This window comes from Methylovulum miyakonense HT12 (assembly GCF_000384075.1).
GTDB classification, from domain to species: domain Bacteria; phylum Pseudomonadota; class Gammaproteobacteria; order Methylococcales; family Methylomonadaceae; genus Methylovulum; species Methylovulum miyakonense.
Genome location: NZ_KB913025.1, coordinates 4,105,781 through 4,128,190, shown reverse-complemented (window position 1 = coordinate 4,128,190; position 22,410 = coordinate 4,105,781). Strand labels below are relative to the sequence as shown.

Here is a 22,410-nt window from a genome sequence, read left to right as displayed (position 1 = left end):
GACAAAATGGAATTTTACCAACACGGCTTCAAGGCGATGGGGACACCTTGTGAAATCCAGTTATTTGCCACAACACAGGCCAAAGCCAAACAGGTTGTCGATGCCGCCGTCGCCGACATCCAGCGATTGGAAGCGCGCTATTCCCGTTACCGCAGCGACAGCTTTTTGTCCGCCATCAACCGTGCCGCCGCGAGAGGCGGCAGCATCGAAGTCGATGCCGAAACGGCCGGGTTATTGGATTACGCGATGACGTGCCACCAGCAAAGTGATGGTTTGTTTGACATAACGTCCGGCATATTGCGGCAGGCATGGCGGTTTGATTTGGGCACATTGCCGGATCAGGAAACGATACAACACCTGTTGGCAAAAATCGGTTGGCATAAAATCCGTTGGCAAAATCCCGTATTGGAATTTACCGTGCCGGGGATGGAAATTGATTTTGGCGGCATTGTCAAAGAATACGCCGTAGACCGTGCCGCCGCCTTATGCCAGTCACAAGGCATCCGCCACGGCATTGTCAATCTCGGTGGCGACATCAAAATCATCGGCCCGCGTGCCGATGGTAGCCCGTGGCGTATCGGCATCCGCCACCCCCGCCAACAGGACGTCCTGGCGGACACCTTATTGCTCCATCAAGGCGCCTTGGCCAGCAGCGGTGATTATGAACGCTGCATAATTATTGGCGGCAGCCGCTATGGGCATATCCTCAACCCCAAAACTGGCTGGCCTGTGAAACACTTGGCGGCGGTCAGCGTGGCCAGTGATTTCTGCGTGATTGCCGGCAGCGCGTCAACCATCGCCATGCTCAAAGAAGACCAGGGCCCGGCATGGCTGGAGTCACTCGGTTTGCCGCATTATTGGTTTGATGTCGAGGGCAGGACGGGTGGCCCGTTGTTCTCCCAATGCCGTTAAGTTAATAAATAAAATCATGATGTTATGCAATTATGTAGATTGGGTCGCCTAATGCGCCTACTGTTGGTAGCAATAGCGTAACCCAACGATTGCCGTTCGGATGCTGTCGGGTTACGCTATCGCTAACCCGACCTACCTAATTATTTAATTTTTCAGATAAAAACAATAATACAAAGACATGAATGACAGCGCCCAACTTTTCCACCGCACCGGACTTTTCCTGACCGTCTTCACCACGGGAGCCTCCGTGATGGTGATCGAACTGCTAGGAACCCGTATGATCGCCCCGTTTTACGGGGCCAGCCTTTACGTTTGGTCGTCGCTGATTGCCGTGACCATGATTGCCCTGGCCATCGGCTATTTTGTCGGCGGACGCTGGGCGGACACCTCAAAACGCACAGGCCTATCGCTGATCATCGCCTTGGCTGGTATTTTCACTTTGTTGATCCCGTTGTTGACCCGTACGGTCTTGTTGGCCACCGACCCGCTAGGGCTTCGTGGCGGGGCGTTTGTCAGCGCGTTGGTTCTGTTTTCGCCTAGTTTGACCTTGCTTGGCATGGTCGGGCCTTTTGCGATTAAGCTTGCAACTTCACAGCTTGAAGGCGTGGGCAATAGCGCGGGGTCGATTTACGCCGTCAGCACCGTCGGCAGCGTGGTCGGCACCTTGGTGCTGGGCTTCTTCCTGTTCCCCTTGCTGGGTTCACGGCAAATCTTGATTGGCACCGGGATCATATTGCTGGTCCTGGCGGTCGCCATCGCCGTTTATGAGCAAAAAAAACTCAAAGTCTCCGTCGCCATCCTGCCTAGCCTCGTGATCGCCGTCATTGGCCTGGCCTTGTTGCCCAAAATTGTCGGGGCAGGGCACCGCTATACGGGGGGCAGCCAATTCCAGATCCAATCCGAACGCGAAAGCCTCTATGGTTGGGTGCGCGTCATTGACCAAAAAGCCCGTGACTTGCGTTTGCTGACTTCTGACGCGTCAACCATCGGCGCGTCCAGCATCAGCGACGGACAAAGCCGCTTAAGTTATCAGGATATAGTGGGTTTGATCCCCGCCCTGGCCCCGCAAAAAATGCACCGCGCCCTGATCATCGGCCTAGGGGCGGGGCACATGGCAAAAGTCCTGCATGACCGCTATAACATCGTCACAGACACTTTGGAAATCGACCCTGCCGTCGCCCAAGCCGCCGTCGATTATTTTGCTTACCAGCCCACTGGCAAGGCCATCATTGGCGACGCGCGTTATGAAATCCGCCACTTGACCGGGCCTTATGACCTGATTATCCACGATTGTTTCACGGGCGGTTCCGAACCGTCGCACTTATTGACCGTGGAAACCCTAGCGCAATTGCACGGCTTGCTTTCCGAACAGGGCATACTTGCGTTGAATTTTGTCGCTTTCGCCCAAGGCGAACACGCCAACGCCTTAGCCGCCGTGTCCAAAACCCTAGCCGAAGTGTTCCCGCAACAATCCGTGTTCATCTCCGAACCCGGCCGCGATTTCAATGATTTCATTTTCCTGGCGACCAAAAAACAGCCGATAGATTTGGAGGCGAAAACTTTGCTGGGCAGCCAATCCGCGTGGCTGAAAGAGCGGTTGTTCCCGGTGGACAACCGCAATGGCGTCTTACTGACCGACAACCTCAACCCGCTGGAACACTTACAAACCGCCAAAGCCGAACATTATCGGCATGTGATTGTGGATTGGTTTGGGCCGGAGTTGTTGGTTAGGTGATTGGTTTTAATTGAAAAAAATATAGAATAATGCCTTAGCGCACCTTAATGCGCTAAGGCGGATTACTGACGTAAACCCATCTTACGGGTTATTTGTCCTCATCGTTTTCTTCGGCATCATCAACGCCGTCGTTGCCTTCATCACTGTCATGGCCATCATCAATACCGTCGTTGTCCATATCGTTGTCGGTTTCGTTATCGACACCGTCGTTATCGTCATCGGTGTCGGCATCATCGTTGACACCGTCATTGTCGTTGTCATTGTCAACATCATCAACAACACCGTCATTATCCGAATCATTGGCAGTGTTTTCATCGACGCTATCCATGATTGAATCGTTGTCGTCGTCGTTGTCGTTGGCATCGGCAACACCATCGTTATCGTCGTCTTTATCGTTGGCATCGGCGACACCGTCGTTGTCATCGTCTTTGTCGTCAACATCGGCAACGCCATCGTTGTCATCGTCGGTATCCTTGCTATCTAAAATACCGTCCTCATCGTCATCGTTTTCGTCCAAGTCTTTGACATCGGGGATACCATCATTGTCATCGTCAGTATCGTTTACATCTAGGATGCCGTCATTATCATCGTCGGTATCGACATCGTCGACCTTGCCATCGTTGTCATCGTCATTGCCGGCTTCGTCGTTTTTGTCAGCGACACCGTCATTGTCATCGTCATTATCTTTGGCGTCGGTAATGCCATCATTGTCATCGTCTTTGTCATTAACGTCCAAAACGCCGTCGTTGTCATCGTCTTTGTCGTTAACGTCCAAAATGCCGTCGTTGTCATCGTCTTTATCTTTGGCGTCAGCAATGCCGTCGCTGTCATCGTCGGTGCCGTCCAGTTTTTCATTGACATCAGAAAGGCCATCACCATCATCGTCTTTGTCAAGATTGTTGGGTATGCCGTCGTTGTCGCCATCGGTATCGGATTCATCGGCGATGCCGTCATTGTCATCGTCAGCATCGGCGGTGTCAGCGACGCCATCATTGTCATCATCAATATCATTTTGGTCGGAGATGCCGTCATTATCGCCGTCATTGTCTTGGCTGTCGGTTTTGTCCGCGATGCCATCGTTATCATCGTCCAGGTCTTTTATATCGGGGATCCCATCATTGTCGTCGTCAGTATCTTCGGCATCCAAGATAAGGTCATTGTCATCGTCCTTGTCCTTGGCGTTGGTGATGCCATCATTGTCGCTGTCAGTATCGGTATCATTGGTTGTTGCAAAGGCGACGCTGCCTAGATTTGCCCACCAACCTGTGGTGGGGGCAATGGTTGGGGCTATCAATAATGCGATAGCTGCTGTTAGGGCGAGTAGCTTAGGTTTATTCATTATATTATCCTCGTGGTTATAAAAATCTGCCCGGAGGCGTTCCGGGCCATTTTGTGGGAAAACTAATTTTTTCTGATTTTCTGTATGGCTAAGAATAAAAGGTAAAACTAGTCGCCCAAAAATTCGTTATTGGCCTTGAACTCAGCTGCCGGATATTGGGTGATGAACCGATAGGCCGGGAAGGTGTGCCAATAATGATGGTGGGACTAAAACACTTGGGGTAAGCGTCTTGATAACAACATAAGCTAATTACATGCCACAATAAAAAATGAAAAAAATTAAAGGTTATCATTAGCTTAAAGGTTTGTTGGCAAATTGTTGGTAGCTTGGCTTTTAGGCTCCAGGAACAATTTTTGCCGGGTACTACCTTTTTTGCAGGGTATTCGGCATCGAGACTGTGAAAGTATTGCAAAATGCTCTAAGAATTAATGATTCTCCACAAAAAACACGAAAAACACGAAACAATTAAATAATAACTTTCAATAAGTTATATTTAATCTGGTTTTACACTTTCGTGTTTTTTCGTGATTTTCGTGGACATAAAATAATTCTTTCACAGTCTCCATCGCTTATGAGCATTGTTAGGGTATCCGCACCTTATGGGCGTAGTTTCTTACTGCATAGACCAGGTAATGGATGCCGGCAATAGGCAGGTTGTCCGTGGGTAATGTTATGGCTTATTATTCCTTCATGGTTTTTTATCGGCTACCTGGTGTTTTTTAGCAACATCACCATCAGTCAATGGCTTTAAAGGCATCGCTTCGCAAAAAAGCAAAAACAAAAACTAAATCCCATGGCCAGGGCAATGACGACTTGCACGGCATTTTTATAAAACTGTTATGATAAAATGCCCGGCTTGCCTACCCGCTTAACTTCGCCACTATTTTTACAACCCATCAACATCGACTAATGGCCTACGAATCACTGCTGCATGCGCTCCAAACGAAAGGCAAGCTTTCGGCTTCGGAATTGAAAAAAGTTGAACGGGTTAAAAAAAGCTCGATGGGCGACAGCCTTCCGCAATTGCTGGTGAAATTGGGTTTATGTTCGGAAGCGGATGTCGCCGACGCCTTTGTCGAATCCGGCCAGTTTGAAAAAATCGTCCCCGACCAATACCCTATGGAAATGCAATTGCCGGACAGCGTGTCCTTACGTTTCCTTAAACAATTCCATGTGATTGGCTTGCATCAGGATGAGCATGATGTCACGGTCACGATGATGGACCCCGAAGACCAGTTTGTCATTGATGCCTTGAAATTGGCGACGGGCAAAAACATCCATGTCAAGGTGGGTTTGCTATCGGAAATTGATACCGCGCTGGAAGTGCAGTATGGCGAAGGCCGTTCGCAAATGGACAAAATCGTCGATGGCCTGACCATGGAAGACATTGGCGAAGAGGATTTGGAGCATCTGAAAGACTTGGCCAGCGAGGCGCCCGTCATCAGAATGGTGAATTTGATTATGCAGCGGGCGATAGAGACCAAAGCCTCGGACATCCACATCGAACCCTTTGAACAGACCTTGAAAGTTAGGTTGCGTGTCGACGGCGTATTGCAAGAAATTGAGGCGCCGCCTGTCAAATCCACGGCGGCGGTGATTTCGCGCATCAAGATCATGGCGAAATTGAACATCGCCGAACGCCGTCTGCCGCAAGACGGGCGTATCAAAGTGCAGATGCTGGGCAAGGAATTGGATTTGCGGGTGTCCACCATCCCGACCATGTACGGCGAAAGCGTCGTTATCCGGTTATTAGATAAAGAAAACACCGTGCTGGATTTCCAGGCCTTGGGGTTTGCGGGCATCCATCTGCAACGGTTTTTGGATGTGCTGGCCTTGCCGCACGGTATTATCCTCATCACTGGCCCTACCGGTAGCGGTAAATCCACGACCATGTACGCGGCCTTGAAACAGCTCAACACCTCCGCCCGGAAAATCATTACCGTTGAAGACCCGGTCGAATACCAAATGGAAGGCATCAACCAAATCCAGGCCAAGCCACAAATCGGCCTGACCTTTGCTTCGGCCTTGCGCTCCATCGTCCGCCAAGACCCTGACGTGATCATGATCGGCGAAATGCGCGATTTGGAAACCGCCCGCATCGCCGTGCAATCGGCGTTGACCGGCCATTTGGTGTTGTCCACCTTGCATACCAACGACGCCGCTGGCGGTGTCACCCGTTTGCAGGACATGGGGCTGGAAGAATATTTGCTCACCTCCACCGTCAACGGCATCCTGGCCCAACGTCTGGTCAGGAAGCTATGCGTCCATTGCAAAGCACCATTTGTGCCGCCGCCGGAATTGGTCGATGAATTACGTTTGCGCCGTTTCGCGCCGGAAGGCGAGATTGTTTTGTACAAACCCGTGGGTTGCCCGGCTTGCAACGGCATGGGCTATCGCGGACGGATGGCGATCATCGAATTCCTGCCCATGACCGACCCTGTCCGTAAACTCATCCTGGCGCGTGAGGAAGCGGGCGCGATCCAAAAACTGGCGGTCGCCGAAGGGATGCAGACTTTGTATGAAAATGGCTTGGATAAGGTGGTGCAAGGCGTGACGACCTTGGAAGAGGTCATGCGCGTGACATCGGAAGCTTAAGATGCCGTTATTCACTTACAAAGCCATCAACGCCCTGGGCGAAACCGAGGAAGGTTTGCGTGACGCACCCGATGAGGCGCAGTTGATCGCCGCCCTGCAAGCGGAAAATTATATCCCCATCAAAGTCAGCACCGCCAGTTCGCGCTCGTTTTTGGGTTTTGGTTTAGGTGCTAAACAAAACAAACTCTCGCAAAAAGACATCCTGCTGTTCACCGGGGAATTGGCGACCTTGCTGGAATCGGGCCTGCCTATAGACAAGTCACTGATTGTCCTGATGGATTTGACCGAAGACAATGAACGGCTCACCAAGCTGATTTCGAAAGTGCTGGAAAAAGTCAAGGGCGGCACCTCCTTGGCGGATGCCTTGGAAATGCAGGCGGGGATTTTTAGCAAGTTTTACCTCAATATGATCCGTGCGGGTGAAGCGGGCGGCGGTTTGGGCGAAGTCCTGAACCGTTTGGGCGAATATCTGGAAAGTTCGCAAGAATTGAAGGACACGGTCAGCACGGCGTTGATTTACCCGGCGATTTTGCTGGTGATGTCGTTGGCTTCGGTGTTCATCATGCTGACCTTTGTGGTGCCGCAATTCACTGAAATGTTTGAAAGTGCGGGCAAAGACCTGCCGGTATCGACACAAATTGTCGTCGGTATGGCAGAATGGCTGCAAAGTTACTGGTGGGCTTTGCTGGGGATATTTTTTGGCGTGTCCAGTTACATGAAATTCCAAATGGCGGATCCCGTGCGCAAGAAGGTCTGGGACGGGCGGTTTCTGAAATTACCGTTGTTTGGTGAGGTGCTGTTGAATAAGGAAACCGCCAATATCAGCCGCACCTTGGGAACTTTACTGGGCAACGGGGTTTCCATCATCGCGGCCATGGTGATTGTTAGGGAAACGGTTGACAATCTGGTCATTGCGGCCGCGATTGGTGAAACCGAAGAACAATTGAAACAGGGCAAGCATTTGTCCGATGCTTTGCTGGAAAAAGCCATTTTCCCGAAAATGGCGATGCAAATGGTCAAGATGGGCGAAGAAACCGGACGTTTGGAAGAAATGCTGCTGCGCGTGGCGACGATTTACGACAAACAGTTGCGCGTCGCTATCCAGCGGATGTTGGCGTTATTGGAACCGGCCCTGATTATCACCTTAGGATTGATGATTGCGGGGATTATCGTCTCCATCTTGCTGGCGATTTTAAGCGTCAATGATTTGGCGTTTTAGTATTTGTCCACGAAATGCACGAAAGGCACGAAAAACGGAAGAAAATTGCTCGTTCCCACGCGCTGCGTCACTGCCCACAGTTAAGGGTTTAATTTAAACGAAACAATACGTTGTGAATTCGTAGGTCGGGTTAGCGATAGCGTAACCCGACATTTTTACTAACCCGACTTACAACTCTACGAGTCGTGGACAATAAAACAATATCAACACATCACAGGAACACATCATGAATAAAACCAAAATCCAGTCCCAATCCGGCTTCACTTTGCTAGAGCTGTTGGTGGTGTTGGGCATTATCGCCATGTTGGCGGGCATTGTCGGCCCGCAAGTCATGAAGCACATGGGCGAATCCAAAACCAAGGCCGCTAAGGTGCAGATTGAAGATTTGTCCGCAACATTGGACATGTACAAATTGGATTTAGGCCATTACCCCACCACCGAAGAAGGCTTGAAAGCCCTGATCGAATCCCCCGACAGCGCCAAACGCTGGAACGGGCCTTATCTGCAAAAAAACAAAATCCCCTTAGACCCTTGGCAAAACGAATACCATTACGCAGCCCCTGGCGAACACGGCAAATTTGATTTGTACTCTTATGGCGCTGACGGCAAGGAAGGTGGTGAAGGCGAAGACCAGGATTTGGTCAGTTGGGAATAATGCCGGGCATTATTTTAGTATGGCCATATCACCCGTTCCGTAATGTTTCAGATGCTGATGAACGCGGCAAAATGTAACGGACGGGGCGATAAGTCCCATCCCCCGGTACAATCGGGAATAAGGGCATTCCCCGTTTGCTTGCCTAAATTAGGCAAATCTAAAGGCTTCACGCTCATTGAACTGATTGTTGTCCTGGTGATTGTGATCTTAGGGTTCGCTGCGATAGGCATTAGCATGTCTTCCGGACACGACACCGCCGAAATCAAGGCGGCGGCCCGTGATATTGTCTCGGCTTTGCGGTTTGCCAGAGGCGAAGCCCTGATGAACCACGAGCAAACCACCGTCGATTTTGATCTGGAAAACAATAGCTATACGGTCAGCCACAGGGACAAGGTGTACGGCATTCCGCAAGCCATTAGCCTGACGGTGGTCACCGCCCAAAGCGAATTGACCGGGCAAGGGCAGGGCAGCATCCGCTTCTTTGCCGATGGGTCGTCGACTGGCGGGCGCGTGACGCTGGAGCGGGAAACCGCGAAATGGCAAATCGACATCAATTGGCTGACCGGGGCGGCTGAACTCAAGGACACCTTAGATGACGGCCAAGGTTAACCGGCATGGATAAACAACACGGCTTTTCCTTATTGGAAATCCTGATCGCCTTTTCAATTTTGGCCATTTCATTGGGGATTTTGTTAAAAATTTTCTCGGCGGGCGTCAACACGGCGGCCGTTGCGGAAGACTACACGGTCGCGGTGCAATTAGGCGAATCCCTGATGGTTAGGGCGGGCGTGGAAACGCCGCTACAAGCCGGGGAAGTGTCTGGCCGGGATAATGACAAATATGCCTGGCGTGTCGTTGTCGCCCCCTACCGTTTTAGCCCTGACGACGTCGATGTCAGCCTGATCAAAACCGAGCTGTTTAAGGTTGATGTGGTCATCAGTTGGGACGATGAGGATGGCGGCAACGGCAGGCAGCTCGAATTGACCACGTTAAAAGTGCGTAATAAGGCAGTGGCGTCGTGAAGCGTATTAAAACGGCGCTAGGCTTTACCCTGATGGAAGTCCTGATTGCCATGACGCTGTTGAGCATTATGGTGGTGTTGCTGTTTGCGAGCCTAAAAATCTGTGCACAAAGCTGGGAAAAAGGCGAAAGCAAAATGGCCGAAGTCAACGAAGTGGCGGTGGTTTACCATTTTTTCCAGCAGCACTTAGCTGCGGCCAAACCCTTATGGGATGATTTCAGCGTCAAGGAACAAAGGACCTTGGCGTTCCAGGGCGATGCCCAATCCTTGCAATTTGTCGGCGATTTTCCTGCCAGTGTCGGTAAGGCGGGGGCGCAGCTGTTTGCATTGCATTTGCAGGAGCAGGAAGAAGGCAATGTCATCAATGTGAGCCTGACACCATTTTTGCCAAGCCCCGAAGGGCAAGAGCTGCCTAAAGAAGAAATTGTTTTGGTCAAGCACGTCCGCAAGGTGTCCCTGGCTTATTTTGGTATGGATGAAAATACGGGCGAATCCAGTTGGCAGGCCCAATGGTTACAACGGGAATCCCAGCCGCAACTGGTTAAAATTAGCATTGAATTGGAAAATGCGATCTATTGGCCGGATATGGTGGTCGAACTGAAAGTCGCCAGTTCGCAAATTGATGCGGACGTGACCTCAGGGGCTATGCAAAATGAAGAAAACCAGCCGGAGCCAGGGCCGGAAGAAGCGGAACAATGAGCCGTTTCCCGTTAACCGCCAGGCATTGCCAACGTGGCTTTGCCTTAGTGCTGGTGTTGTGGGTGTTGAGCCTGTTGACCATTATGGCAGGCAGTTTTGCCCTGAGCATGCGGCGGGAAGCGACGCTGGTGGCGGGGATCAAAAATACCGCCAAAGCCACCGCACTGGCGGAATCCGGTATCGCCATTGCGGAAACCATGTTGTTGCTTCCCGAACAAGGCAAGCGCTGGCTCACCGATGGCAGCATTTATCAGATTAATACCGAAGATGCGTTTACCGGGACAGGCGGAACGGGCGGGCAAATCCGCATTAAAATGTTGGCGGAAACCGGCAAGATAGACATCAACAAAGCCGAGCAAAAGTTATTGGAAAGCCTGTTCCTGCAATCGCCGCTGGCTGATGATGAAAAGCAACGGGGACGCTTGGTTGCGGCCATATTGGATTGGCGGGATAAAGATGACCTGGTGCATATTGACGGGGCTGAAAGCAAGGAATACCAGGACGCCAATTTGAGTTACCAGCCTAGCAATAAGCCTTTCCAAGCCATTGAGGAATTGCGGTTGGTGTTGGGGATGGATGAAGCGACTTACCAGTGGCTGCTACCCTTAATCACGGTCTATTCCGGGCAGGCGCAAGTCAATGCCCAATTGGCCAGCAAAGCCGTCTTGTCCGTGTTACCCGATGCCGATCTGGCTATGGTGGAGGACTATATCCGTAACCGCCGTGACAGCATCTTGAACGGCCTGCCGATACCGGCTTCCCCTGTTGCCGATGCCAAAAATGCGCCGATGGCTGATAGTGAAGTGTTGACTATCCTCTGTGAGGCACGCATGGACGATGACGCTAAGGCGGTTATCAGCGCCGTCATTAAAGCGGGCGGTGAGCAAGACAAACCCTTTCAGGTTTTAAAATGGCAAAACCTGATGGCAACCAACGAATCCTTATTTGCCGATGCCGCAAGTGAATTAGTCATAAGAGAATATGCTGAATCTGAATTCAACCATTGATATGGATTTTAAACGCTTCCTGCGCTGGTGGCGGCGGGAACTGGATTTTCTGATCCCCGAAAAAATTAAGCAACTGGTCAATGACCGGCAAGGTTTTATTATCATCAGCCCTGAACCTGCGTACTTGGCATTGGCTTACGGATTGGATGGGCAAGTCCAGCCGTTAGCCAGGCTGGAGCGTAATGAGGCCGGCATCGCCCAGTTTAAAGCCTTGCAGGATAGCGACGAAAAATTCGCCAAAGCCAGTGTGATAATCCGTTTGACCGGGCAGGACGCCATCCATAGGGAATTGACCTTACCCGCGGCGGCCAAAGAAAACCTGCAACAAGTCGTCGCTTACGAACTTGACCGTTACACGCCGTTTAAGGCCGGCCAAGCCTATTTTGCCGCAAAACTGCTTGAGGGTGGCAATGAACCGGGGCAAATTAAGGTGGTGCTGATCCTTACCCCCCGTGAACTCCTTGACGGCCTTTGCGAAGACCTCAATATGATGGGCATATCACCGCTGTTTGCTGATTACCAAGGCTTCCCTAATGCGCTGGATGACGGTTATGGAGCCTACAACTTGTTGCCGGAGCGGTTCCGGCAGAAATCCGCCACCACCCCCCGTTTAATCCATTCGGCTTTACTGGCCAGCACCCTATTGTTGTTGCTGGCGACATTGGTCTTGCCGGTCACCATGCAATACCAAACGGTCGATGCGCTGGCTGAAAAAGTCAAGGCCATCGAAAAGGATGCCAAAAAAATTAAGGCATTGCAGCAGGAAGTCGATGCGGTGATCAATGAAACCCAAAAATTGTTGGATGAGAAGCGGGCCCGTCCGGCCGTGGTGATGATGCTCAATGAACTGAGCCGCCTGATTAAGGATGACACGTCCCTGGCTTATTTGCAGTATTCGGACGGGCATCTGCAAATCCAAGGGGAGTCGCCTGCGGCATCGACCCTGATTGGGGTTTTGGAAACATCGGACTTGTTCAACAACGCCCGTTTTGTCTCGCCCGTGACGCAAAACACGGTCAGCAAGCTGGAACGCTTCCAGATCACGACTGATGTCACCCAGGCCGGAGGAGCTACCGATGAAAATCCTTAAACAGCCCGTCAATACCGAACGGTGGCTTGCCGTTGGTTTGCTGGTGGTTGTCGTGCTGCTGGTCGGCATGGTGGTCATCGCCCCGGTGGTCAGCAAAAGCCTGGAGTTGAATGAGAAGAAATCGGGCTTGTTGTTCAAGCTCCAACAATACCAACGGATTTTGGCTAAAAAAGATGCGGTGGTCGCCAGTATGGACAAAATCCAGGCGCAGCATGACGAACAAGGTTATTTCAACAGCCAGCAAACGGATGCCTTGGCTTCGGCGGAAATGCAGAACTTCATCAAAAAGACCATCGTTGACGCAGGCGGGCAGTTAAGCAGCACCCAGGCGATCCCGGTCAGCGTCAAAGACGGTTTCAGCCGTATTACCGTCAGGGTCAGGATGACGGGTAACAGCGAAGTGTTGCGGGCGGTGTTGTATAAAATTGAAACTTCGACGCCCTTAATCATTATCGACCAGATCGACATAAGGCCCATGCGTGGACGCCGGAGCATGGTCACCCATAAAATTGAAATGAGTAATGACCTGAATGTTAATTTTCAAGCCGTCAGCTTTATGAGAAAACAGCCCGAATGAACAATAAACTGGTGAAGGTGTTGGGCGCAACCTGCGGCGCATTATTGTTGGTTATCCTGGGCGAATGGTTTTATGCCAAGCTGGGCCAACAGCAATTATTGGATACCCAGCTACCCATTGATAAAAAAGCGTTGCCCGATGAAATGCCGGGCATCAACCTCACGGAACATGACGAAGGCAGCTATGCGGATTTGGTCAACCGGCCCTTGTTCATAGAAGGCAGGAAACCGGTCAATGAACCGCCGCCCGACACGGTCAAATCCACTGACGTAGAGGTGAAATTCGATTGGTTACTGAACGGTGTCTACACCTCAAAAAAAGGCCCTTCGGCATTGTTGACCCATACCACCCCTTTAAAAACGCGGAAAGAGAATTACCGCCGGATCACGGTCGGCACTTTGCTTGATGGCTGGACGCTCGCGGAAATCAAAAAAGACCGTGTGATATTCACCCAGGACGGCGAACAGAAAGAATTGCTTTTACGTAAGCCTAAGCCGAAACAATTGCCTCCTAAACCCGGCAATCCAACGCCGCCAGAGCCAGGCGAACAACCCGAAGGTGCGCCACCTCCCGCTCCGGAAGAAGAGCCGGAAGATCTTATGCAAGAACCTGAATCGCCAGAAGACCTTATTGAGAACACTGAAAATGAATAATGCAAAAAAAATAACGGTTGCATCGTGCCTTATTGCGATGGGCTTGTCGTTGAGCAGTTGTGAGTTGCTTGCCCCTAAATCGACCAAGCTCCTGCCTTTGAACCCTACGGCGCAGCAACCGGCAAATGCCAAAGACGCCGAGGTTTTTAAGGTGCTGCAAAATAAACCGGCCAGCGACACCGTCCGTCCGAAAGCCCAAATTTATCCGGGTACCGACCGTTATATTGGCGCCCCCCAAACAGGGACAACAAGCTGGCAGGGAAACGCCACGGGCGCAGAAAAACAAGGGACATACGACCTGAATTTTGATGATGCCGATCTTGGGGAAGTTGCCAAGGCGATCTTAAGCGATAGCTTGGGGGTCAATTACGTCCTTAGCCCTAAGGTTGTTGGTAAAGTCACTTTGCAGACTACCCATCCGCTCACCAAAGCAGAATTGTTGCCGACATTGGAGATGGTCTTGCGCATGAACAACGCCGCGCTGGTCAAGGATGGCAATATCTACCATATAGAGCCCGCCGCCGATGCCCTATACACCTCGGATTTGTCAACGGGCGGCGGCAGGGATGGTTACCAGACCCGTGTCATCCCGGTCAGGAATGTCGCGGTTGATGATATTGCTGAAGTCATTAAGCCGCTAGTCCAAGAGAAAACCATTTTAAATGTGGACCCCACCCGCAATATTATCGTGGCATCGGGTACGCCGGATGAAATGTCGCGGGTTATGGAAATGGTCGGCACTTTCGATATTGATGTGTTGAGGGGGCGTTCGTTCGGCCTGTTCCCGTTAGTGCATAGCGACCCTGAGGCGGTCATCAAGGAATTGGAAGAGGTTTTTATCGGTAGCGGCAAAGCCGAAGATTCCGAGTTTTTCCGTTTTATCCCTATCGAACGCATGAACGCGGTGATGGCGATCACCCATCAGGCCCGTTATTTGCGGGATATTGAAAATTGGGTGTTGCGTCTGGATAAGACCAATACCGCCAGTGGTGGCGGTGTCAATGTCTATAAGGTGCAACATGCCGACGCCGAAGAATTGGCGGACACCTTGAACGAAATTTTCACGGGCGCACAAAAACAAGACCGTTCCGCAAAAGTGGCGCCTGGACAAAAAGCCACTGAAATGACCAATAAAAGTTCTGATACGAATAATCAAGATACGAAAACGGCTGCTTCCAGTAGCAAAAAAAAATCCAGCAAAACGGGCGGTAGTAGCCGAGGTTCCGGCAGTACAGGTACGGCCACCGTCGCCAATGTCGATGATGTCAGGATTATCTCCGATAAGGCCAATAACGCCTTGATTATTGTCGCCACGCCACGCGAATATGAAGTGATATTGCCTGTCATCAAGCAACTGGATATTTTGCCGTTGCAAGTGTTGATTGATGCGACGATTGTATCCGTAACGTTAAATGACGACTTAAAATACGGGATACAGTGGTTTTTGGACCATCAGGGCAGCAGTATCGGGAGCAATTCAAGTAAGGATGCCGTTACCCTGGGCAGTGTTGCCAGCGCAAGTGCGGCGGCGGTGGCTAGCGGCGGCTTAAGTGCGGTTTATAATTCAGGCGTTGTGAATGCCTTATTAAGTGCCGTGGCCGCCAAAAATAACCTTAATGTCATTTCTTCACCTTCGCTAATGGTGCTGAACAACCAGGAAGCCATCATAGAAGTGGGTGACCAGATACCTGTTTTATCAAGTTCTTTGTCAGGTGTCAGCACAACCTCAACATCCGGGCTGGTTTCCAGTAATTCGATCCAATATAAGGATACGGGGGTCAAGTTGGAAGTCACCCCGCGGGTCAATGCCAATGGCATGGTGATTATGGAGATTAAGCAAACGGTGAGTGATCCTAAGAAAACGACGGTGAGCGGCATCGACTCAGCGACGATTTCCAAAAAAGAGATTGAAAGTTCGGTGGCGGTGCAAGACGGTGAAACCATTGTCTTAGGTGGTTTAATTAAAGAAGACAATACCTATAACCAATCAGGGATCCCTTTTCTTCATACCCTGCCGTGGGTAGGGCCGTTATTTGGTAGCACCGAGAACAATAAGGACAAGACGGAATTGGTGGTCTTGATAACCCCGCGTGTCGTCAAAAGCAAACAGGATTCAAGGTTGATTTCCACCGAATTTAGGCGAAAACTGACAGGGATTTATCACTGATAATAAAAAACCCCGGAGGCCTAAACCTTCGGGGCTTATTGTTGCTTCGTAACGCCGGGTATCCAGGCAAGCTCGCTTTCGCTTTAAAACGTAATGATGCTGTCGCCGTCACTCACCAATACAATATCCGCAGGGCGAACGGCAAACAAACCCACGCAAACCACACCGGTGATGTTGTTGATGATGCGCTCCAATTCAATTGGGTTTGAAATGCTCAGGCCATGCACGTCCAAAATATGGTTGCTGTTATCAGTCACGCAGCCTTCGCGGTAGACGGGTTGTCCGCCCAATTTCACCAATTCCCTGGCGACATAGCTTCTGGCCATGGGGATCACTTCCACGGGTAGCGGGAACTTGCCCAGCACGTCCACACGTTTGGAACCATCGGCGATGCAGACAAATTTTTCGCTGGCGGCGGCAATGATCTTCTCGCGCGTCAACGCCGCGCCGCCGCCTTTAATCAATTGTTTCAACGGGTTGATCTCATCGGCCCCGTCAACATAAACCTGTAATGGGCCGACTGCATTCAAATCTAAAACAGGGATGCCCACTTTTTTAAGATGTTCGGTGGTGCCTTCTGAACTCGATACCGCGCCTTCAATTTCGCCTTTCATGTCGGCCAAGTAATTGATGAAGTGCTTGATGGTGGAGCCTGTGCCTACGCCGATGATGCCGACATCTTTCACATAAGGTAAGGCGGCATGGGCAACTTTTTGTTTTAATTCATCTTGTGTCATAAGGGTGCTAATTCCTGTAAAGTGTTTGGGGTGTGCGATAATACCCCAGAACTTAGGATTATTCAGCCCATTTTTAAACCATGCCCCAAAAATACATAGAAAAAATACTCCGCGCCAAAGTCTACGATGTCGCCATAGAAACCCCCTTGGATTTCGCCCGCTCCCTGTCAGAACGCCTACAAAATAGTGTGTATTTAAAACGTGAAGACTTGCAGTCTGTGTTCTCGTTTAAATTGCGCGGTGCGTACAACAAAATGTCCCTGCTGGATGCGGACGCCAAACACCACGGGGTTATCGCCGCCTCAGCTGGCAACCATGCGCAAGGCGTGGCCTTGGCGGCAAATCGCTTGGGCATCCAGGCCTTGATCGTCATGCCCACCACCACCCCCGAAATTAAAATCAAATCGGTACGCTCCATGGGCGCGGAGATCGTGCTGTTCGGTGATTCCTACAGCGAAGCGTATGCCCATGCCCAGCAATTGGCGGAAGAAACCCGGCGGGTCTTTGTCCACCCTTATGACGATCCTGATGTCATCGCCGGGCAGGGCACGGTGGCGATGGAAATCCTCCGCCAACACACCGCCGCTCTGGATGCGATCTTTGTCCCTGTTGGCGGCGGCGGTTTGCTGGCGGGTATCGCCGTTTACGCCAAATTTGTTCGCCCCGACATCAAAATCATCGGTGTCGAACCGGATGACGCCGATTGTTTGAACCGCGCCTTGCAAGCCGGTGAGCGCATCGTCATGGAACAAGTCGGCTTGTTTGCCGATGGTGTCGCGGTCAAACAAGTTGGCGCGGAACCTTTCCGGTTGGCGAAAAAATACGTTGATGAAGTCATCACCGTCAGCACCGATGAAATTTGTGCGGCGATCAAGGACATTTTTGACGATACCCGCTCGATAGCCGAACCCGCCGGCGCCTTGGCGATAGCGGGTTTGAAGAAATATGTCGAACGCGGACAGATCAGCGGGCAAACCTTGGTGGCGATAGATAGCGGCGCGAACATCAATTTCGACCGCTTGCGCTATGTCGCCGAACGGGCGCAAGTGGGCGAGCACCGGGAAATTTTGTTGGCGGTCAGCATCCCCGAAGTGCCGGGCAGTTTCCTGGCGTTTTGTAAGTTGTTGGGCGGGCGCAGCATCACCGAATTCAATTACCGCTATTTTGATCCGGCAATGGCGCAAGTGTTTGTCGGCATTTCCAGCAGCGGTTTGGAAACCGACCGCGCCACCATCATCGGACATTTGCAAGCCCACGGTTTCCCCGTCACCGACATGACCACCAATGATTTGGCGAAAGAGCATATCCGCTATATGGTTGGCGGACATGCGCCGTGTGAACTCAACGAAATTATCTACAGCATCGAATTTCCCGAACGTCCGGGTGCGTTATTGAAGTTTTTGCTGGAATTGGGCGGGCGCTGGAACATCAGCCTGTTCCATTACCGCAACCACGGTGCGGCCTTTGGTAAGGTGCTGATGGGCTTGCAAATGCCCCAAACAGAACAACGGGCATTTGAACAGTGTTTGCATGGTTTGGGCTTTGTTTATCAAGAAGCCACCGATAATCCGGCTTACCGCTTGTTTTCTGGCGGGATGCGTTAGTCTTCCCTAATCCATGACCTGCCGAAGGGCTGTGTGCCTGCCAGTATGCAATGGGCTATGCCATATGGGCCACGCTGGTTTTTTCGAATGTTTCCGACAGTTTCAATGCGGACAAGCCGCCTTGCGTGGGCAAGGGGTAGATGCCAGGGTAGGCGGTGTCTTCAAAATTAGCGTCATCGGCAAAAATGATATTCAAGTTGGCGGTCATACGGTCGGGCAAGCGGTACCACGGCACTAGACTTTCGTCCTGTGTGCCTAGCGCACCGCTAGTGTGGAAGTCCAGTTTGCCTTGCCCGTTGCAATATTTCATCAGGGTATAGGCGTTGGTGATAAAACGTAGGCGCTTCCAGCCCCTGAGTTTGGCATGCCAACGCGATTGGTCTTGCACCAAGTTTTCGAGTAAAGCCGCGTAATTGCCTTGGCATAGCACCGATTCTACTTCGTAGGCAAAGGTCAAGGCCTGGCTAAACGTCCATTCGGCAGGGATGCCCCCATGCACCAGCGTGAAATTGAGTTTGGCATCGTGATGGATAAACGCCCGTTTGCGCAGCCACTTTAACAACTCGTCCCGATCCGGTGCCTTAAGGATGTCGTCCAGCGTGTCACCCGCTTTGGCTTGGGCAAAACCTTCGGCCACCGCCAATAAATGCAATTCCTGGTCGCCCAACACCGTAACCGCCTTTTTACCCAAGCTTTTGACAAACCTGAGCACGGACAGCGATTCCGCCCCTTCGTTGACTAAATTGCCAGTGAACCATAAACAGTCGTTTTCAGGGTCAAACTGGATTTTTTCCAGTAATTTTAAGAGGGATTGGTAATTGCCTTTTACACTGCCGATGGCGTAGGTGGTCATAGTGGTTTAGTTTCCAAATGTAGGTTACCTAAACGGGCATCAATTTTAATGCCATATCCTAAAAGCCATGCCTGATAGGCCCTTAAATTGGCGGCCTGTGGTTTTATCAATGTCCAAGTCATTGATAGTTTGTGCGGATTGACCCTTGGCCATGAATAAAACGGATAATTCCAGTGGGCATGGGTCGGGCATGATGCGGGTTGGATTGTCATTTTGTAATAAAACCTCCTGCTTTTTGGCCGCATTGTCGTTAACATGACTAGGAAAACTGGGGGTCTAAGCCGCCCATGGTTCGGCAAGGCTCTTCTGGCTGAAGCCGAAGGGTCCAACACCACTGCCATTAAGTTAATGAATGTATTTTAATATTCAATTGGTTACGATTGGCTTATGTGAAACATTTTTCGGTAGATCGGGTTTACCCAAAGGGCATAAAAGCGATAGCGTAACCCGGCAGCATCCGAGCGGCAATTGTTGGGTTACGCTATCGCTAACCCAACCTACGTTATTATAAGTATTTGATTTTTATATTTATCTATTAACTTAATGGCAGATGACCCAACACGGATGGCTTAAGCCAATTGTATTTGAAATGGAGCCTGCCACGCTTATCCTGCCACTGTCTTGGTTTAAATATTGCTGAATAATCCTAATAATCAATCAACTGAGATTTTTATTATGGACAAGATCGGGATATTTTACGGCACTGAAAAAGGCATGACGGCGGCGATGGCCCAAGTGATGTACCGGGTGTTAGGGGATGAGATTGCCGACGAGCCTGTCAATGTCAACCGGGCGACCGTGCCGGGATTGTTGCAATACAAGGCCTTGATATTAGGTGTGCCCAGTTACGGGGTGGGTGAATTGCCAGGCAGGACGACGGGCAGCGACGAGGGCAATTGGGAAGAATTTTTGTTCCGGCTAGATGAGGCCGACTTGTCAGGAAAGCGCGTCGCCCTGTTTGGCTTGGGCAACCAGCAGAAATATTATGACCGCTTTGCCAGCTCGTTGATCCATTTGTACCAATATGTGCGGGCTTATGGTGCCGAGGTGATAGGTGACTGGAGCACTGAGGGTTACCATTTCACCCGTTCGCATTCGGTCATCGACAACCGCTTCGTGGGTTTGGTGCTGGATCATCACAACCAGCCCGAAATGACCAAAGACCGCATCATCACTTGGCTGGGGCAAGTCAAACCCGGTTTGTTGGAGAAACTGGCTCATGCCTGAACTAAGGAATAAACAGGTTATATGCCTAACCCTCCCATTAATCTAAACGAAATCACGCAGCAAACCATTGCCCATTATGACGGCCATGCCCAGTTGTTTTGGGAAGGGACTAAAGGCCATGACGTGTCGCAAAATATCGCCGCGTTTTTGGGGGCTTGCCAGCAAGATAAGGTCTTGGACATCCTGGATTTTGGCTGCGGGCCGGGCAGGGATGTGCTGCATTTCAAAGCCTTAGGCCATCGTCCGGTGGGTTTGGATGGCAGCGCCGCATTTTGCCAAATGGCCGTGGGCCTGACGGGTTGCCCGGTGCTATGGCAGGATTTTTTGGAGCTGGATTTGCCTGGCCAAGCCTTTGACGGCATTTATGCCAATGCCTCGTTGTTCCATGTGCCCCGCCAGCACTTACCGGAGGTGTTGGGTAAATTACACCGGGCCTTACGGAACGGAGGGATATTGTTCACTTCCAACCCTAGGGGGGATGGCGAAACCGTGCAAGGCCAGCGTTACGGGAATTATATGGAGCTGGAAACCAGCGAACGCTTTTTGGCCGCCGCCAATTTTGAAATCCTGCATCATTATTACCGTCCGGAAGGCTTGCCCCGTGACCGGCAACCGTGGTTGGCGATTGTCAGCAAGCGCAAGGATAATTCAATCTGAAAAACGGCGGCTGACTGGGATGACGTTGCGGAAAGTCAGGTTGATCCGCCCGTCGGTCAAGTTGGGGTCTGGGGGGACGCTATGCAGCCAATGGTGTTGGAAATCCGGCTGCATGACCAGCAAGCTGCCGCTAGGCAATAAGACTTGCCCTTGCCGGGCTGATTGTTTATGCCGGAATTGCAGCGGGCGTTCCGCGCCCAAGGTCAATGACGCGATCAAGGGTTGCCCGCCTAGCTCCGGTTCATTGTCCGAATGCCAACCGACATGATCCCCGCCGTTGCGGTATAAATTGACCAACACCGAATTGAACGAAAAATCCAAGTGCGACTCGACCCGCGCCCTGATCGCCAATAGCAATGGTGTCCACGGGCGGGTTTCCAATAGGTTGTTGCTATAGCTATAGCGTATGCCGGGATCGGCGTGCCAAGTTTGTAACCGGGGCAGGATAAATTGCCGCCCGGCGACGACATAACGGTTATCAGGCCAGCCTTGTCCGTGCAGCAACTGCTGGTACAGCCGCACGCTTTCGGCGGCATCGTAAAAACCGTCAATCAGCTTAAGTTCAGGGCCGCTTGGCATCCGGCAATCCCGTCAAACCGGGGGCTGTTGGTTAAGGTGCATGGCCAGCGCGGTGTCCATGGTCGTCACATGCAGTGCAAACCATTGCGGGAGCCTGTCCCTGACAAACGAACGCCCAAACGCAACCAGCCCTTTGTCAACCCGCGACTTGAACTGCTTGAATTCCCCAAGCACACGTTGGTGTTCGCCCTTATGGTCAATGAGCGCCGGAAAAGCGGATTGCGCCATCCATTGGTTTTCGCGTTCAAAATGCGCTTCGGTGTGCTCGTACAATTCTTGGAACAGCGCGGGGAAGTCCGCGTTAGTGACGGTGTCCAGCGCATTTAGCAGGTTGATGAATTCTTCATGATCCTGGTCAATCGGCCCATACGGTACGGTCAGCGTTCCAGTTTTTTCCAGCAATGCCATTTTTGCCCCTTTCTCAATTCAAAAACGTGCCCAACAAAAAGCCTGTCAGTTTACACGATAACCTTCTTCCATCAACACCCGCCTGACCACCGGGCGCGTCAGCATCAGGCGGTAGTGTGCCAAGCAGTTTTCCGGCAACGCCACACCCGTTTTGTCCGCCCAAAATTCGACATAAAACAAGGCGGCATCGGCGATGCTGAATGCGCCCAGCGCGTAGCCTTGCGGCGGCAACATAGCGTTGACGATGGCAAAGGCCTGGTTGACGATGGCCAGCCCCTGGGCTTTGACGGTCTCATTATCCGATTCATTGACGGTGAATTTGCCGGTGGTGAATATCCTCGCAAAACCCTGCCCGTGGATTGTGCCGACCACATAATCCATCAGCTCAATCGCCCGTGCGTCGCCGTCCGGGTCGCCAGGCAACAGCTTAGCCTTGGGATAGCTGCGGGCCAGCCAATAGGCGATGGCCGGGAATTCGGTCAATGCGCTGCCGTCGTTGCGCACCAATGCCGGGATGGTGGCTTTGGGGTTGATGGCCAAATACTCCGGCGTGGTGTGGTCGCCAGCCATCAGGTTGACCAGATGCGCTTCAAACACCAGGTCGAGTTCTTCCAATAAAATATGGATGCCGGTCGAGCAGGAGCCGGGGGTCATATATAATTTCATGCGGTTTTCC

The 22,410-nt window shown here is 51.4% G+C and carries 22 protein-coding genes; 16 read left to right on the top strand and 6 right to left on the bottom strand.

What is annotated here, in order from left to right; all coding sequences use genetic code 11:
- Positions 1-6: 6 nt before the first annotated feature.
- Positions 7-912, top strand: coding sequence for an FAD:protein FMN transferase (locus METMI_RS0120245; protein WP_019868130.1), 906 nt, complete (start codon positions 7-9; stop codon positions 910-912).
- A 178-nt stretch (positions 913-1,090) separates the two neighbouring features.
- Positions 1,091-2,647 (top strand): fused MFS/spermidine synthase, encoded by a 1,557-nt coding sequence (locus METMI_RS0120240; RefSeq protein ID WP_019868129.1) that lies wholly within the window; start codon positions 1,091-1,093, stop codon positions 2,645-2,647.
- 88 nt (positions 2,648-2,735) lie between these two features.
- On the opposite strand, the gene METMI_RS0120235 is transcribed toward METMI_RS0120240, so the two are convergent.
- Positions 2,736-3,986, bottom strand: coding sequence for a hypothetical protein (locus tag METMI_RS0120235; RefSeq protein ID WP_019868128.1), 1,251 nt, complete (start codon positions 3,984-3,986; stop codon positions 2,736-2,738).
- Between the two features lie 909 nt (positions 3,987-4,895).
- On the opposite strand from METMI_RS0120235, the gene gspE reads away from it, so the two are divergent.
- The 11 genes from gspE (at position 4,896) to gspD (ending at position 15,669) form a co-directional block, all read left to right on the top strand.
- Positions 4,896-6,581 (top strand): type II secretion system ATPase GspE, encoded by a 1,686-nt coding sequence (gene gspE, locus METMI_RS0120225; protein WP_019868126.1) that lies wholly within the window; start codon positions 4,896-4,898, stop codon positions 6,579-6,581.
- 1 nt (position 6,582) lies between these two features.
- Complete coding sequence (locus METMI_RS0120220; RefSeq protein ID WP_019868125.1) at positions 6,583-7,800, top strand: type II secretion system F family protein; 1,218 nt, start codon at positions 6,583-6,585, stop codon at positions 7,798-7,800.
- A gap of 226 nt (positions 7,801-8,026) precedes the next feature.
- Positions 8,027-8,455 (top strand): type II secretion system major pseudopilin GspG, encoded by a 429-nt coding sequence (gene gspG / locus METMI_RS0120215; RefSeq protein ID WP_019868124.1) that lies wholly within the window; start codon positions 8,027-8,029, stop codon positions 8,453-8,455.
- A gap of 138 nt (positions 8,456-8,593) precedes the next feature.
- Entirely contained in the window at positions 8,594-9,064 is a 471-nt protein-coding gene (locus METMI_RS0120210) for a GspH/FimT family protein (RefSeq protein WP_040573269.1), read from the top strand.
- A 5-nt stretch (positions 9,065-9,069) separates the two neighbouring features.
- Positions 9,070-9,477, top strand: coding sequence for a type II secretion system protein (locus METMI_RS0120205; RefSeq protein WP_019868122.1), 408 nt, complete (start codon positions 9,070-9,072; stop codon positions 9,475-9,477).
- Positions 9,474-10,175, top strand: coding sequence for a prepilin-type N-terminal cleavage/methylation domain-containing protein (locus METMI_RS0120200; protein WP_019868121.1), 702 nt, complete (start codon positions 9,474-9,476; stop codon positions 10,173-10,175). The genes METMI_RS0120205 and METMI_RS0120200 overlap by 4 nt, the downstream gene beginning before the upstream one ends.
- Positions 10,172-11,182: a type II secretion system minor pseudopilin gene (locus METMI_RS0120195; RefSeq protein WP_019868120.1), complete on the top strand. Its 1,011-nt coding sequence runs from the start codon at positions 10,172-10,174 to the stop codon at positions 11,180-11,182. The genes METMI_RS0120200 and METMI_RS0120195 overlap by 4 nt, the downstream gene beginning before the upstream one ends.
- Positions 11,157-12,272, top strand: a complete 1,116-nt coding sequence (locus tag METMI_RS0120190; RefSeq protein ID WP_019868119.1) for a PilN domain-containing protein — start codon at positions 11,157-11,159, stop codon at positions 12,270-12,272. Before METMI_RS0120195 ends, METMI_RS0120190 begins: the two co-directional genes overlap by 26 nt.
- Positions 12,259-12,849 (top strand): type II secretion system protein GspM, encoded by a 591-nt coding sequence (gene gspM, locus METMI_RS0120185; RefSeq protein WP_019868118.1) that lies wholly within the window; start codon positions 12,259-12,261, stop codon positions 12,847-12,849. The genes METMI_RS0120190 and gspM overlap by 14 nt, the downstream gene beginning before the upstream one ends.
- Positions 12,846-13,502, top strand: a complete 657-nt coding sequence (locus tag METMI_RS24775) for a hypothetical protein (protein WP_019868117.1) — start codon at positions 12,846-12,848, stop codon at positions 13,500-13,502. The genes gspM and METMI_RS24775 overlap by 4 nt, the downstream gene beginning before the upstream one ends.
- A complete protein-coding gene (gene gspD, locus METMI_RS0120175; protein ID WP_051102367.1) occupies positions 13,495-15,669 on the top strand; it encodes a type II secretion system secretin GspD in 2,175 nt (724 codons plus the stop codon). The genes METMI_RS24775 and gspD overlap by 8 nt, the downstream gene beginning before the upstream one ends.
- Positions 15,670-15,752: 83 nt before the next feature.
- Here gspD and rpiA read toward each other — a convergent pair whose 3' ends face one another.
- Positions 15,753-16,406 (bottom strand): ribose-5-phosphate isomerase RpiA, encoded by a 654-nt coding sequence (rpiA, locus tag METMI_RS0120170; protein WP_019868115.1) that lies wholly within the window; start codon positions 16,404-16,406, stop codon positions 15,753-15,755.
- 80 nt (positions 16,407-16,486) lie between these two features.
- Between rpiA and ilvA the strand changes: the two genes are divergently transcribed.
- The gene (gene ilvA, locus METMI_RS0120165; protein ID WP_019868114.1) at positions 16,487-18,010 is read left to right on the top strand and encodes a threonine ammonia-lyase, biosynthetic; all 1,524 of its coding nucleotides are present in this window, start codon (positions 16,487-16,489) and stop codon (positions 18,008-18,010) included.
- Positions 18,011-18,065: 55 nt separating this feature from the next.
- Here ilvA and METMI_RS0120160 read toward each other — a convergent pair whose 3' ends face one another.
- Positions 18,066-18,863: a symmetrical bis(5'-nucleosyl)-tetraphosphatase gene (locus METMI_RS0120160; protein WP_019868113.1), complete on the bottom strand. Its 798-nt coding sequence runs from the start codon at positions 18,861-18,863 to the stop codon at positions 18,066-18,068.
- A gap of 675 nt (positions 18,864-19,538) precedes the next feature.
- Here METMI_RS0120160 and METMI_RS0120150 point away from each other — a divergent pair.
- Together METMI_RS0120150 and METMI_RS0120145 are read left to right on the top strand one after the other, a co-directional pair.
- Positions 19,539-20,090 (top strand): flavodoxin, encoded by a 552-nt coding sequence (locus tag METMI_RS0120150; protein WP_019868111.1) that lies wholly within the window; start codon positions 19,539-19,541, stop codon positions 20,088-20,090.
- 21 nt (positions 20,091-20,111) lie between these two features.
- Positions 20,112-20,747 (top strand): class I SAM-dependent DNA methyltransferase, encoded by a 636-nt coding sequence (locus tag METMI_RS0120145; protein WP_019868110.1) that lies wholly within the window; start codon positions 20,112-20,114, stop codon positions 20,745-20,747.
- Here the strand turns inward: METMI_RS0120145 and METMI_RS0120140 are convergent.
- From METMI_RS0120140 to METMI_RS0120130, 3 genes are read right to left on the bottom strand one after another with little or no spacing between them, the layout of a single operon-like run.
- Positions 20,739-21,326, bottom strand: a complete 588-nt coding sequence (locus METMI_RS0120140) for an alpha-ketoglutarate-dependent dioxygenase AlkB family protein (protein ID WP_019868109.1) — start codon at positions 21,324-21,326, stop codon at positions 20,739-20,741. The two genes, METMI_RS0120145 and METMI_RS0120140, sit on opposite strands and share 9 nt — an antisense overlap.
- 12 nt (positions 21,327-21,338) lie before the next feature.
- Positions 21,339-21,734, bottom strand: coding sequence for a hemerythrin domain-containing protein (locus METMI_RS0120135; protein WP_019868108.1), 396 nt, complete (start codon positions 21,732-21,734; stop codon positions 21,339-21,341).
- 45 nt (positions 21,735-21,779) lie between these two features.
- Positions 21,780-22,400: a glutathione S-transferase family protein gene (locus tag METMI_RS0120130; RefSeq protein WP_019868107.1), complete on the bottom strand. Its 621-nt coding sequence runs from the start codon at positions 22,398-22,400 to the stop codon at positions 21,780-21,782.
- Positions 22,401-22,410: the final 10 nt, after the last annotated feature.

Bases quoted from the DNA above. Each gene is read 5' to 3' on its own strand.
- METMI_RS0120245 (WP_019868130.1), top strand. From the start codon at position 7: ATGGAATTTTACCAACACGGCTTCAAGGCGATGGGGACACCTTGTGAA.
- METMI_RS0120240 (WP_019868129.1), top strand. From the start codon at position 1,091: ATGAATGACAGCGCCCAACTTTTCCACCGCACCGGACTTTTCCTGACC.
- METMI_RS0120235 (WP_019868128.1), bottom strand. From the start codon at position 3,986: ATGAATAAACCTAAGCTACTCGCCCTAACAGCAGCTATCGCATTATTG.
- gspE (WP_019868126.1), top strand. From the start codon at position 4,896: ATGGCCTACGAATCACTGCTGCATGCGCTCCAAACGAAAGGCAAGCTT.
- METMI_RS0120220 (WP_019868125.1), top strand. From the start codon at position 6,583: ATGCCGTTATTCACTTACAAAGCCATCAACGCCCTGGGCGAAACCGAG.
- gspG (WP_019868124.1), top strand. From the start codon at position 8,027: ATGAATAAAACCAAAATCCAGTCCCAATCCGGCTTCACTTTGCTAGAG.
- METMI_RS0120205 (WP_019868122.1), top strand. From the start codon at position 9,070: ATGGATAAACAACACGGCTTTTCCTTATTGGAAATCCTGATCGCCTTT.
- METMI_RS0120195 (WP_019868120.1), top strand. From the start codon at position 10,172: ATGAGCCGTTTCCCGTTAACCGCCAGGCATTGCCAACGTGGCTTTGCC.
- METMI_RS0120190 (WP_019868119.1), top strand. From the start codon at position 11,157: ATGCTGAATCTGAATTCAACCATTGATATGGATTTTAAACGCTTCCTG.
- gspM (WP_019868118.1), top strand. From the start codon at position 12,259: ATGAAAATCCTTAAACAGCCCGTCAATACCGAACGGTGGCTTGCCGTT.
- METMI_RS24775 (WP_019868117.1), top strand. From the start codon at position 12,846: ATGAACAATAAACTGGTGAAGGTGTTGGGCGCAACCTGCGGCGCATTA.
- gspD (WP_051102367.1), top strand. From the start codon at position 13,495: ATGAATAATGCAAAAAAAATAACGGTTGCATCGTGCCTTATTGCGATG.
- rpiA (WP_019868115.1), bottom strand. From the start codon at position 16,406: ATGACACAAGATGAATTAAAACAAAAAGTTGCCCATGCCGCCTTACCT.
- ilvA (WP_019868114.1), top strand. From the start codon at position 16,487: ATGCCCCAAAAATACATAGAAAAAATACTCCGCGCCAAAGTCTACGAT.
- METMI_RS0120160 (WP_019868113.1), bottom strand. From the start codon at position 18,863: ATGACCACCTACGCCATCGGCAGTGTAAAAGGCAATTACCAATCCCTC.
- METMI_RS0120150 (WP_019868111.1), top strand. From the start codon at position 19,539: ATGGACAAGATCGGGATATTTTACGGCACTGAAAAAGGCATGACGGCG.
- METMI_RS0120145 (WP_019868110.1), top strand. From the start codon at position 20,112: ATGCCTAACCCTCCCATTAATCTAAACGAAATCACGCAGCAAACCATT.
- METMI_RS0120140 (WP_019868109.1), bottom strand. From the start codon at position 21,326: ATGCCAAGCGGCCCTGAACTTAAGCTGATTGACGGTTTTTACGATGCC.
- METMI_RS0120135 (WP_019868108.1), bottom strand. From the start codon at position 21,734: ATGGCATTGCTGGAAAAAACTGGAACGCTGACCGTACCGTATGGGCCG.
- METMI_RS0120130 (WP_019868107.1), bottom strand. From the start codon at position 22,400: ATGAAATTATATATGACCCCCGGCTCCTGCTCGACCGGCATCCATATT.